General features: G+C 58.5%; 12 protein-coding genes. 9 read left to right on the top strand and 3 right to left on the bottom strand.

Going from position 1 to position 14,784, the window contains the following annotated elements; all coding sequences use genetic code 11:
* Nucleotides 1-401 precede the first annotated feature (401 nt).
* From fadB to AC07N8_RS03905, 6 genes are all read left to right on the top strand, one after another.
* Nucleotides 402-2,549 (top strand): fatty acid oxidation complex subunit alpha FadB, encoded by a 2,148-nt coding sequence (gene fadB, locus AC07N8_RS03880; protein WP_027921690.1) that lies wholly within the window; start codon nt 402-404, stop codon nt 2,547-2,549.
* Nucleotides 2,550-2,581: 32 nt separating this feature from the next.
* Nucleotides 2,582-3,757, top strand: coding sequence for an acetyl-CoA C-acyltransferase FadA (fadA, locus tag AC07N8_RS03885; RefSeq protein WP_007944141.1), 1,176 nt, complete (start codon nt 2,582-2,584; stop codon nt 3,755-3,757).
* A 99-nt stretch (nt 3,758-3,856) separates the two neighbouring features.
* Nucleotides 3,857-4,093 (top strand): DUF1653 domain-containing protein, encoded by a 237-nt coding sequence (locus AC07N8_RS03890; RefSeq protein ID WP_007953059.1) that lies wholly within the window; start codon nt 3,857-3,859, stop codon nt 4,091-4,093.
* Nucleotides 4,094-4,207: 114 nt separating this feature from the next.
* Nucleotides 4,208-6,835, top strand: coding sequence for a type I DNA topoisomerase (gene topA, locus AC07N8_RS03895; protein WP_483840231.1), 2,628 nt, complete (start codon nt 4,208-4,210; stop codon nt 6,833-6,835).
* A 141-nt stretch (nt 6,836-6,976) separates the two neighbouring features.
* Nucleotides 6,977-7,501 carry a DUF6586 family protein gene (locus tag AC07N8_RS03900; protein WP_027921687.1) on the top strand — a complete coding sequence of 175 codons (525 nt, stop codon included), beginning with the start codon at nt 6,977-6,979 and terminating at the stop codon, nt 7,499-7,501.
* Between the two features lie 152 nt (nt 7,502-7,653).
* Nucleotides 7,654-7,887, top strand: coding sequence for a hypothetical protein (locus tag AC07N8_RS03905; protein WP_027921686.1), 234 nt, complete (start codon nt 7,654-7,656; stop codon nt 7,885-7,887).
* A gap of 106 nt (nt 7,888-7,993) precedes the next feature.
* On the opposite strand, the gene sulA is transcribed toward AC07N8_RS03905, so the two are convergent.
* The gene (gene sulA, locus AC07N8_RS03910) at nt 7,994-8,467 is read right to left on the bottom strand and encodes an SOS-induced cell division inhibitor SulA (protein ID WP_483840229.1); all 474 of its coding nucleotides are present in this window, start codon (nt 8,465-8,467) and stop codon (nt 7,994-7,996) included.
* 10 nt (nt 8,468-8,477) lie between these two features.
* Nucleotides 8,478-9,086 carry a transcriptional repressor LexA gene (gene lexA, locus AC07N8_RS03915; protein WP_007944149.1) on the bottom strand — a complete coding sequence of 203 codons (609 nt, stop codon included), beginning with the start codon at nt 9,084-9,086 and terminating at the stop codon, nt 8,478-8,480.
* A gap of 229 nt (nt 9,087-9,315) precedes the next feature.
* On the opposite strand from lexA, the gene AC07N8_RS03920 reads away from it, so the two are divergent.
* From AC07N8_RS03920 to AC07N8_RS03930, 3 genes are all read left to right on the top strand, one after another.
* Nucleotides 9,316-10,023, top strand: a complete 708-nt coding sequence (locus AC07N8_RS03920; RefSeq protein WP_483840228.1) for a TetR/AcrR family transcriptional regulator — start codon at nt 9,316-9,318, stop codon at nt 10,021-10,023.
* A gap of 158 nt (nt 10,024-10,181) precedes the next feature.
* Complete coding sequence (gene nagZ / locus AC07N8_RS03925) at nt 10,182-11,192, top strand: beta-N-acetylhexosaminidase (protein ID WP_310260441.1); 1,011 nt, start codon at nt 10,182-10,184, stop codon at nt 11,190-11,192.
* 12 nt (nt 11,193-11,204) lie between these two features.
* A complete protein-coding gene (locus AC07N8_RS03930; RefSeq protein WP_493142112.1) occupies nt 11,205-11,942 on the top strand; it encodes an S-methyl-5'-thioinosine phosphorylase in 738 nt (245 codons plus the stop codon).
* Between the two features lie 140 nt (nt 11,943-12,082).
* On the opposite strand, the gene AC07N8_RS03935 is transcribed toward AC07N8_RS03930, so the two are convergent.
* Nucleotides 12,083-14,776, bottom strand: a complete 2,694-nt coding sequence (locus AC07N8_RS03935) for an SNF2-related protein (protein WP_483840226.1) — start codon at nt 14,774-14,776, stop codon at nt 12,083-12,085.
* Nucleotides 14,777-14,784: the final 8 nt, after the last annotated feature.

A 14,784-nucleotide genomic window follows, 5' to 3' on the forward strand; every position in this document is an offset into this window, starting at 1 on the left:
CCGCGCGTTCATCTTTTTTCTTCAACTCCATGCCAGCGTAGCTTGTTAAACGCGGGCTGCAGCGAATTAGGGCGACTTTTCTAACTATTGATTCTATGAATGAGTTCACATGCATCTGCGTGTTGAAGATCTTCGCAGTACGGAAGTGACCGCAAAGTCGCGTTTCAACCCGTATTTTGGGCGATTGACAATTGTCGGAAATTCCGTGAAGGTGGCGTACCCAAATCAAACGGGCGTATGAATTGAGCGTTTGTATTTCAGATCGCTCCTACAGAATCCCGACTATCGCGTTGGAGGGTGTGCCGGGTGGATTGGCGTAGCATTGACGTTTAACGTCCTGCCGAGCCATTCGCCTGCGTCCGACGTGTACTGTTCAGCTTCCATATCGTGGAGATCAGTTGATGATTTACGAAGGTAAAGCCATCACGGTTAAGGCTCTTGAAAGTGGCATCGTCGAATTGAAATTCGACCTCAAGGGTGAGTCCGTCAACAAGTTCAACCGTCTAACCCTGAACGAACTGCGTCAGGCTGTGGACACCATCAAGGCAGATGCTTCGATCAAGGGCGTGATCGTCAGCAGTGGCAAGGACGTATTCATCGTCGGCGCCGACATCACCGAATTTGTCGAGAACTTCAAGCTGCCTGATGCCGAGCTCGTTGCTGGCAATCTGGAAGCCAACAAGATTTTCAGCGATTTCGAAGACCTCAACGTCCCGACTGTCGCCGCGATCAACGGCATCGCCCTGGGTGGTGGTCTGGAGATGTGCCTGGCGGCGGATTACCGCGTCATGTCCACCAAGGCCAAGATCGGTCTGCCGGAAGTCAAACTGGGCATCTACCCAGGCTTCGGCGGTACCGTGCGTCTGCCGCGCCTGATCGGTGCCGACAACGCCATCGAGTGGATCGCCGCTGGTAAGGAAAACCGTCCTGAAGACGCGCTGAAAGTCGGCGCAGTGGACGCAGTGGTTGCGCCTGAGAAGCTGCAGGAAGCGGCCCTTGAGCTGATCAAACGCGCCATTTCCGGCGAGTTTGACTACAAGGCCAAGCGTCAACCGAAGCTGGAAAAGCTGAAGCTGAACGCAATCGAACAAATGATGGCTTTCGAAACCGCCAAAGGTTTCGTCGCCGGTCAGGCTGGCCCGAACTACCCGGCGCCGGTTGAAGCGATCAAGACCATCCAGAAAGCCGCGAACTTCGGTCGCGATAAAGCGCTGGAAGTCGAAGCCGCCGGTTTCGTCAAGCTGGCCAAGACCTCTGCCGCGCAGAGCTTGATCGGTCTGTTCCTGAATGATCAGGAGCTGAAGAAAAAGGCCAAGGCCTACGACGAAATCGCCAAAGACGTGAAGCAGGCTGCCGTACTGGGCGCCGGCATCATGGGTGGCGGTATCGCTTATCAGTCGGCCTCCAAAGGTACGCCGATCCTGATGAAGGACATCAACGAGCACGGCATCGAGCAAGGCCTGGCTGAAGCCGCCAAGCTGCTGGTCGGTCGCGTTGATAAAGGTCGCATGACCGCAGCGAAAATGGCTGAAGTGCTCAACGGCATTCGTCCGACCCTGTCCTACGGTGATTTCGGTCACGTGGACCTGGTGGTTGAAGCAGTCGTCGAAAACCCTAAGGTCAAGCAAGCCGTACTGGCCGAAGTCGAAGACAAGGTCAAAGAGGACACCATCCTCGCGTCCAACACCTCGACCATTTCCATCACCTTGCTGGCCAAGGCCCTCAAGCGTCCGGAAAACTTCGTCGGCATGCACTTCTTCAACCCGGTGCACATGATGCCGCTGGTTGAAGTGATTCGTGGCGAGAAGTCCAGCGAGCTGGCTGTTGCCACCACCGTTGCCTACGCCAAGAAAATGGGCAAGAACCCGATCGTCGTCAACGACTGCCCGGGCTTCCTGGTCAACCGCGTACTGTTCCCGTACTTCGGCGGTTTCGCCAAACTGGTCAGCGCCGGTGTGGACTTCGTCCGTATCGACAAGGTCATGGAAAAATTCGGCTGGCCAATGGGCCCGGCGTACCTGATGGACGTGGTCGGCATCGACACCGGTCACCACGGTCGCGACGTGATGGCTGAAGGCTTTCCGGACCGTATGAAAGACGACCGCCGTACCGCGATCGACGTGCTCTACGAAGCCAAGCGCCTGGGCCAGAAGAACGGCAAGGGCTTCTACGCCTACGAGACCGACAAGCGCGGCAAGCAGAAGAAAGTTGCCGATCCATCGGTACTGGAAGTGCTCAAGCCGATCGTTTACGAGCAGCGCGAAGTCACTGACGAAGACATCATCAACTGGATGATGATCCCGCTGTGCCTGGAAACCGTGCGTTGCCTGGAAGACGGCATCGTCGAAACCGCTGCCGAAGCCGACATGGGTCTGGTCTACGGTATTGGTTTCCCTCCATTCCGTGGCGGTGCGCTGCGCTACATCGATTCGATCGGTGTTGCCGAGTTCGTTGCCCTGGCTGACCAGTACGCTGATTTGGGCGCGCTGTACCACCCGACCGCAAAACTGCGTGAAATGGCCAAAACCGGCCAACGGTTCTTCGGTTAAGCGTCCCAACACTTGAGCGAGAGTGAAATTTTATGAGCTTGAATCCAAGAGACGTCGTGATTGTCGACTTCGGTCGTACTCCGATGGGCCGCTCCAAGGGCGGCATGCACCGCAACACCCGCGCCGAAGACATGTCGGCGCACCTGATCAGCAAATTGCTGGAACGCAACGTCAAGGTTGACCCGAACGAAGTCGAAGACGTGATCTGGGGCTGCGTAAACCAGACCCTGGAACAGGGCTGGAACATCGCGCGCATGGCGTCCCTGATGACTCAGATCCCGCACACTGCTGCCGGTCAGACCGTAAGCCGTCTGTGTGGCTCGTCGATGAGCGCACTGCACACTGCCGCGCAAGCGATCATGACCGGCAACGGTGACGTGTTCGTCGTCGGCGGCGTCGAGCATATGGGTCACGTGAGCATGATGCACGGTGTCGATCCGAACCCGCACATGTCCCTGTACGCGGCGAAAGCCTCGGGCATGATGGGCCTGACCGCTGAAATGCTGGGCAAGATGCACGGCATCACTCGCGAACAACAGGACGCTTTCGGCGTGCGCTCCCACCAGCTCGCCCACAAGGCGACGCTGGAAGGCAAGTTCAAAGACGAAATCATCCCGATGCAGGGCTACGACGAGAACGGTTTCCTGAAACTGTTCGATTACGACGAAACCATTCGTCCGGAAACCACTCTGGAAAGCCTGGCGGCTCTGAAGCCAGCGTTTAACCCGAAGGGCGGCACCGTGACAGCAGGTACTTCGTCGCAAATCACCGACGGCGCTTCGTGCATGATCGTGATGTCGGCGCAGCGTGCTCAGGACCTGGGCATCCAGCCTATGGCCGTGATCCGTTCGATGGCAGTGGCAGGTGTGGACCCGGCAATCATGGGCTATGGTCCAGTACCGGCTACACAAAAAGCACTGAAGCGCGCGGGCCTTGGCATTAACGATATCGACTTCTTCGAGCTCAACGAAGCTTTCGCTGCACAGGCCCTGCCAGTGCTGAAAGATTTGAAAGTTCTCGACAAGATGAACGAGAAGGTTAACCTGCACGGCGGCGCAATCGCCCTGGGTCACCCGTTCGGTTGCTCCGGTGCACGTATCTCCGGCACGCTGTTGAACGTGATGAAGCAAAATGGCGGCACCTTCGGGGTGGCTACCATGTGCATTGGTCTCGGCCAAGGCATCTCCACCGTCTTCGAACGCGTTTAAGCGATCCGTTGACGGAAGCCGGGGCCAAGTGCCCCGGTTTTTGTTTTTCTGAATTTATTTTTGTTTTTATTTTGAAAAGATTTGAGTGAGGGCCAAACCATGCCGATACAACCTGGGCTCTACCAACATTACAAAGGTCCGCAGTACCGCGTATTCAGTGTTGCGCGGCATTCGGAAACCGAAGAAGAAGTAGTCTTCTACCAAGCCCTGTATGGCGATTACGGCTTTTGGGTGCGTCCCTTGAGCATGTTCCTGGAGTCGGTCGAAGTTGACGGCGAACAGGTGCCACGCTTTGCTTTGGTGCAAGCCGAACCGAGCCTTTTTTCGAAGCCATAAGCTGAGTGCGCGCAAAACCCTGCGCTTGACCTCACCTTGTAGCCACTATATATAGCGGTGCCGCGTCAGGCGCCAACCGCCTTTCACTTCTAGAATTCAGGAATTTTCTGATCCATGGGCAAATCGCTGGTCATTGTGGAATCCCCGGCTAAGGCCAAGACCATCAACAAGTATCTGGGTAACCAATACGTGGTGAAGTCGAGTATCGGCCATATCCGAGACCTGCCCACCAGCGGTTCGGCTAGCGCCAGCAAAGAGCCAGCCGCCAAGCGCGGCAAGGCTGCCGCGGGTGAAGGTCCGGTGCTCACGCCGAAAGAGAAAGCGCGCAAGCAGCTGGTCTCGCGCATGGGTGTCGATCCCGATCATGGCTGGAAAGCCAAGTACGAGATCCTCCCGGGCAAGGAAAAAGTCATCGAAGAGCTGCGCCGGCTCGCCAAAGATGCTGACACCATCTATCTCGCAACCGACTTGGACCGCGAGGGGGAAGCCATTGCCTGGCACCTGCGCGAAGCCATCGGTGGTGACGACAGCCGCTACAAGCGCGTGGTGTTCAACGAAATCACCAAGAAGGCGATTCAGGAAGCCTTCTCCAAGCCGGGCGAGCTGGACATCGACCGTGTAAATGCCCAGCAGGCGCGTCGTTTCCTCGACCGCGTGGTGGGTTACATGGTTTCGCCGCTGCTGTGGGCCAAGATCGCCCGTGGCCTGTCCGCCGGTCGCGTGCAGTCGGTTGCCGTAAAACTGGTGGTTGAGCGCGAACGCGAAATCCGTGCGTTCAACCCGGAAGAATACTGGGAAGTCCACGCTGACCTCGGCACCGCCAAGGGCGCGACTGTGCGCTTTGACGTCGCTCGCGAGAAAGGCGAGGCCTTCAAGCCGCTGAACGAAGCCCAGGCCATGGCCGCGCTGGAAAAGCTCAAGGCTTCCAGCTACAGCATCGCCAAGCGCGAAGACAAACCGACCAGCAGCAAGCCGTCGGCCCCGTTCATCACGTCCACGTTGCAACAGGCTGCGAGCAACCGCCTGGGCTTCGGCGTGAAGAAAACCATGATGATGGCCCAGCGTCTGTACGAAGCCGGCTACATCACTTACATGCGTACCGACTCCACCAACCTCTCGGCCGATGCCGTGACGATGGCGCGCACTTATATTGAAGGCGAGTTCGGCAAGAAGTACCTGCCGGAAACCCCGAACGTCTACAGCAGCAAGGAAGGCGCACAAGAGGCTCACGAAGCGATTCGTCCCTCCGATGCCAATACCGAGCCAAGCAAGCTGTCGGGCATGGAGCGTGATGCAGAGCGGCTCTACGAGCTGATCTGGCGCCAGTTCCTCGCTTGCCAGATGCTGCCGGCACAATACCTGTCGACCACTGTCACCGTGGGTGCTGGCGATTTCGAGCTGCGTGCCAAGGGCCGCATCCTGAAGTTCGACGGTTACACCCGTGTCATGCCGCAAATCGCCAAGCCGGGCGACGACGATGTGCTGCCAGACATGGCTCAGGGCGACGCGATGAAGCTGATCAAGCTTGATCCGACCCAGCACTTCACCAAGCCGCCTGCGCGTTATTCGGAAGCGAGCCTGGTTAAAGAAATGGAAAAACGCGGCATCGGTCGTCCCTCGACCTATGCGGCGATCATTTCGACTATCCAGGACCGCGGCTACGTCGCGCTGCACAACCGTCGTTTCTATTCGGAAAAGATGGGTGACATCGTCACCGAGCGTCTGTCCGAGAGCTTCTCCAACCTCATGGACTACGGCTTCACCGCCGGCATGGAAGAGAACCTCGATGACGTGGCCCAGGGCGAGCGCGACTGGAAAAACGTGCTGGACGAGTTCTACGGTGACTTCAAGAAGAAGCTCGAAGTTGCCGAGAGCGCCGAAAACGGCATGCGCGCCAACCAGCCGGTCATGACCGACATTCCGTGCCTGACCTGCGGCCGTCCAATGCAGATTCGTACGGCCTCGACCGGCGTGTTCCTCGGCTGCTCGGGCTACAGCCTGCCGCCGAAAGAACGCTGCAAGGCCACCGTCAACCTGGTGCCGGGTGATGAAATCGCCGCGGACGACGAAGGTGAGTCGGAATCCCTGGTGTTGCGTGGCAAGCATCGCTGCCCGATCTGCAGCACGGCGATGGACGCTTACCTGCTCGATGAGAAGCGCAAGCTGCACATCTGCGGTAACAACCCGGATTGCTCGGGCTACGAAATCGAAGAGGGCACCTATCGCATCAAAGGCTATGAAGGTCCGAGCCTGGAATGTGACAAGTGCGGCAGCGAGATGCAGCTCAAGACCGGCCGTTTCGGCAAGTTCTTTGGTTGCACCAACGCGACCTGCAAGAACACCCGCAAACTGCTGAAGAGCGGTGACGCGGCGCCGCCGAAGATGGACCCGGTGAAGATGCCTGAGCTGAAATGCGAAAAGGTCAACGACACCTACATCCTGCGCGACGGTGCTTCCGGCCTGTTCCTGGCGGCCAGCCAATTCCCGAAAAACCGCGAGACTCGTGCTCCGCTGGTCATGGAAATTGTGCCGCACAAGGATGAGATCGATCCGAAGTACCACTTCCTCTGCGAAGCGCCGAAGAAAGACCCGGACGGTCTCCCTTCCGTGATCCGTTATAGCCGCAAGACCAAAGAGCAGTATGTGCAGACAGAAGTCGACGGTAAGCCGACTGGCTGGAAGGCTTACTACGACGGCGGCAAGTGGACGGTTGAAGACAAGCGTCCGGCAGCCAAGGCTTAAAAAGAGCTGTACACAAAAGGCCGCATGACAACCCTCGGGTTTTCATGCGGCCTTTTTGTTTTGTGCTTGCGGTCGCCTCGGGTGATCCACGACACTGTCTGACCTGCGTGAAGCAATTATTTCGTTGTGGAGGCTGCCGTCATGGCCCACGAACTTTATACCCGTACCAATCAGAAGATTTATTTCGCCGGCCTGTCGCTGGAAGCGCTCGCCAAGGCCGAAGAGGGGCGGGCAATGAACTCGCTGGCGCTGATCCAGGCTGGGCGTGAATCGGCGTTGTTTCACTTGTACGGTGCCCTGCTGGGGCTGTGCCATGAGATCGCCGGGTTCTATCGCTTGCCGCAGGCCAATGCGCCTCGAGCTGAGCTGTTGCTGACTCGCGAAGTCCTCGAAGCCATCGCGATTCCAGAAATGGCGGAGATGGTCGAGCTCGCACAAAACCCTGAAACCTGGTTGGCCAAGTTGCTGGCGGCCCATGCGGCGTTGTTTCAACCACCCCGCGCGCCGCACAAGCCTAAAGGCGACGTAACTCAGCCGCTGATCCTGGCCGTTAACCTGGATGCAGAAGAGGCGCCGGAAGAGTTGAGCCGAGAAGAACTGGAGAGTTGGCGTCAGAACCTGAAAGGGCTGGCGATCCGGTTTCGCGAAGGATTGAACGAGTGCTGAAGGACTAAGCGCAAAGACGGATGCTCCGACAGGGTGTCCGCTCAGGGATGAGTGCAAAAAGATATTTCATTGCCATGACATCTGGTCAACTTGCTGAGCGAAGCCTGACCGATGCCTATATAATCCCCGCCTTTCGTGGAGAACAGACCTTTATGCCAACGTCCTTTCTAGAAATTGTCGAGTTACCAGACGGCCGTATCGAGCTGCGCAGGGCCGAGGACGAGGGTTCTCTGGTTACTTTGGATTTCTCCGAGGATGCCAAGGCGTTCCTGCAAGGCCAATACGTGGAAGTCGCCAAAGCGATGTTGAGCGTCGGCGTTCAGATGGCAGGACGCCTGGTTGAAGGCGAATTTGAAAAGGATCAGGGCACTCGCGTCCTTCATTGATCCCGCCCGTCGGTTTTTACGGACAACGCTACAGGTCGGCTTCTCTATCCTTGGAGAAGCCTCGCGCAGATCAAGGCGCGCATTGTTTGTCAGTTAAGTTTCTCAGTTAACCCAATCGAATATTCAGGCTCTGTGCGTCCCCGGTCCGGGCGGCGCTGATCAACTGTTGCCGTGAGGCCGTGCTCAATGGGTTGAGCCAGCTGACCACTGTGTGGCTGCGGCCCAGACGCAAGGCTTCGCAGGTCAGCTGCTGGGCGCTTTGGGCGCCGCGAGGTTGCAGCAGCAGGATACGTTCGCGATTGAGGCCGGCGTCCCGCAGCCAAGCCTGTGTCAGGCTCGCTGGCGGGGCAATCAGTGTCAGCCAGCGTGCGTCCTGGTCCTGGCTCAGTTCCCTGAGAATCGGTGCCAGAAGGTTCAGGCAGTTTCCCGCTGCACCACGTAGCGACAGCTCACTGAAGACTTCGGGCTCGGCGCTCCAAGGCGACTCGACCACGTCTTTCAGGATCGGCGCCAGGGGTTGCGCCATGAATGCCTCGAACAGTGGCAGTTGGGCTTGCTGTGATGTGTGTGGGAACTGCATAAAGCCTCCTTTAGCGGCGAATCACGCCGACACTCAAGCCTTCAATCACCAGTTCCTGATCTTTCAGGTTCACTTCGATAGGGGCAAATTCAGGGTTTTCGGCAATCAACCAGACCTTGCTGCCATCACGCTTGAAGCGCTTGACCGTCACTTCGTCGCCGATACGCGCGACCACGATCTGGCCGTTACGGGCTTCACGCGTGGTGTGTACGGCCAGCAGGTCGCCGTCGAAAATACCGACGTCCTTCATGCTCATGCCGTGAACACGCAGTAAATAGTCGGCGCGCGGATGGAAGAAAGCAGGGTTGATGTTGCAGGACTCTTCGATGTGCTGCTGGGCCAGAATGGGAGCGCCGGCAGCCACTCGACCAATAATTGGCAGGGTGGACTCGTCAGCCTTGGCTTCGAAGCCTGGAATACGAATGCCGCGGGAAGCGCCCGGGGTCATCTCGATGGCACCTTTGCGGGCCAGCGCCTTAAGGTGTTCTTCCGCTGCGTTGGGTGACTTGAAACCCAGTTCCTGAGCGATTTCCGCGCGGGTCGGCGGGTAGCCGTTGTCTTCGAGGCAGCGTTTGATGAAGGCCAGAATCTCTGCTTGGCGTGGCGTCAGCTTTAGCATTGTGGTCGCTCTGTCTTTTTATACAGTGACTGGGATTATATACAGTGAAAGCGTCTTGGCAATGCCCCTTTTTTTATCGACCGCCGGACGGTCGATCGACCCGCTGATTGAAGCTTCGCCGTTGTATGGTTAAATAGCTGACCGACCATTCCCAAAACGAACGGCCAAGCTTGACAATACACAGGCTGAAACGTATGTTTCAAACAAGTGTTTGTCAGGCGGAGTAGCCATGGCCCAGTCGGAAACCGTTGAACGCATTCTTGATGCTGCCGAGCAGTTGTTCGCGGAAAAAGGTTTCGCTGAAACCTCATTGCGTCTGATCACCAGCAAGGCCGGTGTCAATCTGGCGGCGGTGAACTATCATTTCGGCTCCAAGAAAGCGCTGATCCAGGCGGTCTTCTCGCGCTTCCTAGGTCCGTTCTGCCTGAGCCTTGATAAAGAGCTCGAGCGGCGCCAGGCCAAGCCTGAAAACAAGCCGACGCTCGAAGAACTGCTGGAAATCCTCGTCGAGCAAGCCCTGGTAGTACAACCACGCAGCGGCAACGATCTCTCTATCTTTATGCGTCTGTTGGGTCTGGCATTCAGTCAGAGCCAAGGCCATTTGCGTCGTTACCTGGAAGACATGTACGGCAAGGTGTTTCGTCGATACATGATGCTGGTCAACGAAGCCGCGCCGCGTATTCCACCAATCGAACTGTTCTGGCGCGTGCACTTCATGCTCGGCGCTGCGGCGTTCAGCATGTCGGGGATCAAAGCCTTGCGTGCGATTGCCGAGACCGATTTCGGCGTCAACACCTCCATTGAACAAGTGATGCGCCTGATGGTGCCGTTCCTGGCCGCGGGCATGCGTGCGGAAACCGGCGTGACCGACACGGCCATGGCCACCGCGCAGCTGCGTCCACGCAGCAAGTCAGCCCCGGCTGGCGCCAAGGTTTAACCGCACACGGGTGGGCGCGGCAGCTGACATCCGCTAAGCTAGCCGCCCATGCCGACTCTCGTTCTGAACCCGCTCCCCATTTGTATCGCCGACCTGCCGGGCATTGCCCAAGGCGGCGAATACGTGTGGGCCGGGTTTCTCGTTATCAAGGAATCTCTATGACTGCTGGCCTGCAAGGCTCGTTGATGGTGGACGTCGCCGGTACCTGGCTGACGGCTGAAGATCGCCAATTGTTGCGCCAGCCCGAAGTGGGCGGCCTGATCATTTTCGCTCGTAACATCGAAACCCCGCGCCAGGTGCGCGAGTTGAGCGCTTCGATTCGTGCCATTCGCCCCGATCTGCTGCTGGCGGTGGACCAGGAGGGCGGTCGCGTTCAGCGTTTGCGTCAAGGCTTCGTGCGCCTGCCGGCCATGCGTGCCATCGCCGACAATCCGAACGCCGAGTACCTGGCCGAGCAATGTGGCTGGATCATGGCCACCGAAGTGCTGGCCGTCGGTCTCGACCTGAGCTTTGCCCCGGTGCTGGATCTGGATTACCAGCGCAGCGCCGTCGTCGGCACTCGTTCATTTGAAGGTGATCCGGAGCGTGCAGCACTGCTGGCCGGCGCATTCATCCGTGGCATGAACAGCGCCGGCATGGCCGCCACCGGCAAGCATTTCCCCGGCCATGGCTGGGCCGAAGCGGATTCCCACGTCGCCATCCCGAATGACGAGCGCAGCCTCGACGAGATCCGCGCCAACGACCTGGTGCCGTTCGCCAAACTGAGCAAGCAGCTGGCCGCTGTGATGCCGGCTCATGTGATATACCCACAAGTCGACTCCCAGCCTGCCGGCTTCTCCCGTCGTTGGCTGCAGGACATCTTGCGCGGCGAGCTGCAATTCGACGGCGTGATCTTCAGCGACGACCTGTCGATGGCCGGCGCACATGTGGTGGGCGATGCCGCCAGCCGTATCGAAGCTGCGTTGACCGCTGGCTGCGACATGGGCCTGGTGTGCAACGACCGCGCCGCTGCGGAATTGGCGCTGAGCGCTGCCCAGCGCCTGAAGGTCAAGCCGTCCGAGCGAATAGCGCGGATGCGCGGCCAGTCGTACGCCAATACCGAATACCGGCAGAACCCGCGCTGGCTGGCGGCTGTCGGTGCGCTCAAAGACGCTCAACTGATTGAATAAGGACTTTACGTTATGACGGTTTACGCGATTATCGGTGGCACCGGCCTGACTCAACTCGAAGGTCTGAGCATTCGTCAGTCACTGGCAGTGGACACGCCTTACGGTGCACCTTCGGCCGAGGTTCATATCGGTGAATACGCCGGCAAGGAAGTGCTGTTCCTCGCGCGTCATGGTCATCCGCACCGTTTGCCGCCGCATCAGGTGAACTACCGGGCCAACCTTTGGGCATTGAAGCAGGCGGGCGCCGAAGCGATCCTCGCGGTTAACGCGGTGGGCGGCATTCATGCTGCGATGGGTACCGGGCATTTTTGCGTACCGCATCAACTGATCGACTATACCAGTGGCCGTGAACACACCTATTTCGCCGATGACCTGGAGCACGTTACCCACATCGACTTCAGCTATCCCTACAGCGAGCAGCTGCGTCAGCAATTGATCGCGGCGCTGGCGGCTGAAGGCGTGGGTTACAGCAGTCATGGGGTGTATGCCTGCACCCAGGGCCCGCGGCTGGAAACCGTTGCTGAAATCGCGCGACTTGAGCGTGATGGCTGCGACATTGTCGGCATGACCGGCATGCCGGAAGCGGCACTGGCGCGTGAGCTGGAACTGGATTACGCGTGCCTGGCGCTGGTGGTGAACCCGGCGGCGGGCAAGTCGACGGCGGTGATTACCATGGCCGAGATCGAGCAGGCGTTGCATGACGGGATGGGGAAGGTGAAGTCGACGTTGGCGCGGGTGTTGAAAGGCTGAGCAGTCGTAATACCGAGTTGACTCTTTCGCGAGCGGGCTCGCTCCCACAGTAGATTTGTGGTGTTCCCAGTATGTTGGGTAAACACTGATCCAAATGTGGGAGCCTGCTCGCGAAGGCAATGTAGCTGGCAACGCACACCTCAGCGCTTTTCGAGCTTATCCGGCAACGGCGCAAACAACGCTTCGATATCATCACTCTGCAACTTCCAGTCCCCGGTCTTGCGTCCATCGAGCACGCCAGCCGCCAAGTCGGATTTTTCTTTCTGCAGGTGCTGAATTTTCTCTTCCACCGTGCCGCGGGCAATCATCTTGTAGACGAATACCGGCTTCTCCTGACCGATACGATACGCCCGGTCAGTCGCCTGATTCTCCGTCGCCGGGTTCCACCATGGATCGTAGTGGATCACCGTATCCGCTTCGGTCAAGTTCAAGCCAACACCGCCGGCCTTCAGGCTGATCAGAAAAATCTGACGCTTGCCGCTCTGAAAGTCCTTCACCGGCGCGCGTCGGTCGCGGGTTTGTCCGGTCAGCAGCGCGTACTCGACGCCACGTTTCTTCAGTTCGACTTCGATCAGCGCCAGCATTGACGTGAACTGAGAGAACAACAGAATCCGTCGACCTTCTTCAAACAATTCATCAAGCATCTCCATCAGGCTGTCGAGCTTGCCCGATGTGCTGCCACGCGTCGGCAGGACGGCATCGTTGACCAGGCGCAAATCACAGCACACCTGACGCAGCTTCAGCAGCGCCTCAAGAATGATGATCTGGCTGCGCGCCACGCCTTTGCGGGTGATCTCGTCGCGGACTTTCTTGTCCATCGCCAGGCGCATGGTTTCATACACGTCGCGCTGGGCTTCGTTGAGTTCGACCCAGTGAATGATCTCGGTCTTCGGCGGCAATTCCGTCGCGACCTGTTCCTTGGTCCGACGCAAGAGGAACGGTTTGATCCGGCCATTGAGGTGCTGAAGCCTGACTTCACTGGCACGCTTTTCAATCGGCACCCGGTAATCGCGGTTGAAGCTTTTCACGTCGCCCAGCCAGCCAGGCAGCAAGAAGTGGAACAGTGACCACAGCTCACCGAGGTGGTTTTCCAGCGGTGTACCGCTCAGGCACAAACGCTGGCGCGCGTTCAGTTCGCGGGCCGCCTGGGCCGCCTTGCTGTTGGGGTTCTTGATGTACTGAGCTTCATCCAGTACCAGCACGTGCAATGGCTGCGCGGCCAGGCGCTCGACGTCCTTGGGCAGCAGCGCATACGTGGTCAGGATCAGGTCGTAGTCAGCCAACTGCTCGAAATGCTTTTTGCGGCTGGCGCCGTACAGCGCCAGCACTTTGAGTTGCGGCGTGAAGTGCGCTGCTTCATCGAGCCAGTTCGGGATCAGGCTGGTGGGCATCACCACCATGCACGGCCGATCGAGGCGCCCAGCGGCTTTTTCAGTCAGAACATGCGCCAGGGTTTGTAGGGTTTTGCCCAGGCCCATGTCGTCCGCAAGAATCCCGCCGACTTCCAGTTGCCGCAGCGACTGCATCCAGCTCAGGCCTTCCAGCTGATAAGGACGCAACGTCGCGTTCAAACCTTCAGGTGCTGTCGCCGTGTAGTCCTTGATGTCGCGCAAGCGCTGGGCAAAGGTGCGAATTTGTTCGCCGCCCTCCCAGAGTAGCGGCAAGTCTTCCAGCGGATTCAGGCGCGTGGCGTCCGCTTTGCTCAAACGCAGGGTGGTTTCGCCGGGCTCTTGCAGATAGAACTCGCCGAGCGTCGCCAGCACCGGCTTCAAGCGGCCGAAGGGCAGGGCGACTTGCAGCGGGCCGTACTCGGAATTCGGCCGATTGGGGATGTTCACCAGAATCAGCTCGTCGTCGCGACGTCGGGCGAGGCGTTCCGGGTTGAGGATTTCAGTGTGCGAGCGCATCAGGTTCAACAGGATCGGCAGCAAACTCAGCCGCTCGCCGTTGACGATGATCCCCAACTCCAGATCAAACCAGTCGCGTTCCGGCGCTTGCTCGACGGTGGCGTACCAGTCGTCCACAGCAGTCAAATCGAAACCGAAATCTTCGTCGATCTGCAGCTCCCAACCCTGAGTGCGCAGCTTCGGTAATTCGTTGAGGGTGAACGTCAACCAGGCGCTGTCGTTAACCATCTCGTAGAGCTCGCCGGCGCTTTCCGGCAAAGCCTTGCTTTGCCGGGTGGCGATCTTGAAGCCGAGGATTCGCAGCTGTTCCCTGTAGGTTTGCTCCACATCCGGGTGACGTTTTATCCGCAGCGTCTGGGTTTCCTGGCGGATCAGGATGTCGGTGTTCTTCTGCCCGGCAACGTATTCATCCAGATAGCTGAACGACAGTGCGGCGCGATGTTGAATGTAGCGCTGCATTTTGCCGTTGCGTGGTTCGAAAGCACTGAACTCGACACTCGCCAGCCACAGGCGAGGCACCGGCTGCACGTTATCCACAAGCACTTGCGGAGGCGCTTTCGGCCCGCGGTTTTCCAGTACGGCCTGGAGTTTTTCCAGCAGTTCGGCGTCTTGGGCTGCTGCAGGGTAGGCCAGTGTTTCCTGGACTTTGAGCAACACTGCCGCGCAATGTTTGCAGTTGCTGTGGACCGGGCAAGTGCAGGTGGCATCGACCATCAGCAAGGTGGCTTTGGCTGACTCGCGCAGGCGAATAGTCTGACGGTACACATTGCCGCCAGAGCCTTCGCATGCCGCAGTGATCGTAGCGTCACCGACCTCGACGATCCTGACACGATTCTCCAGTGCGTAGCGGCGGCCACGCTCCAGGCTCTGTTCTTTGAATCGGCTGACCCAGGAAGGTCCCAGGGGTTTGCTCAGGGTCGAGGTCATAGGGACTT

It is taken from the genome of Pseudomonas sp. GW821-FHT10C09 (assembly GCF_059415465.1).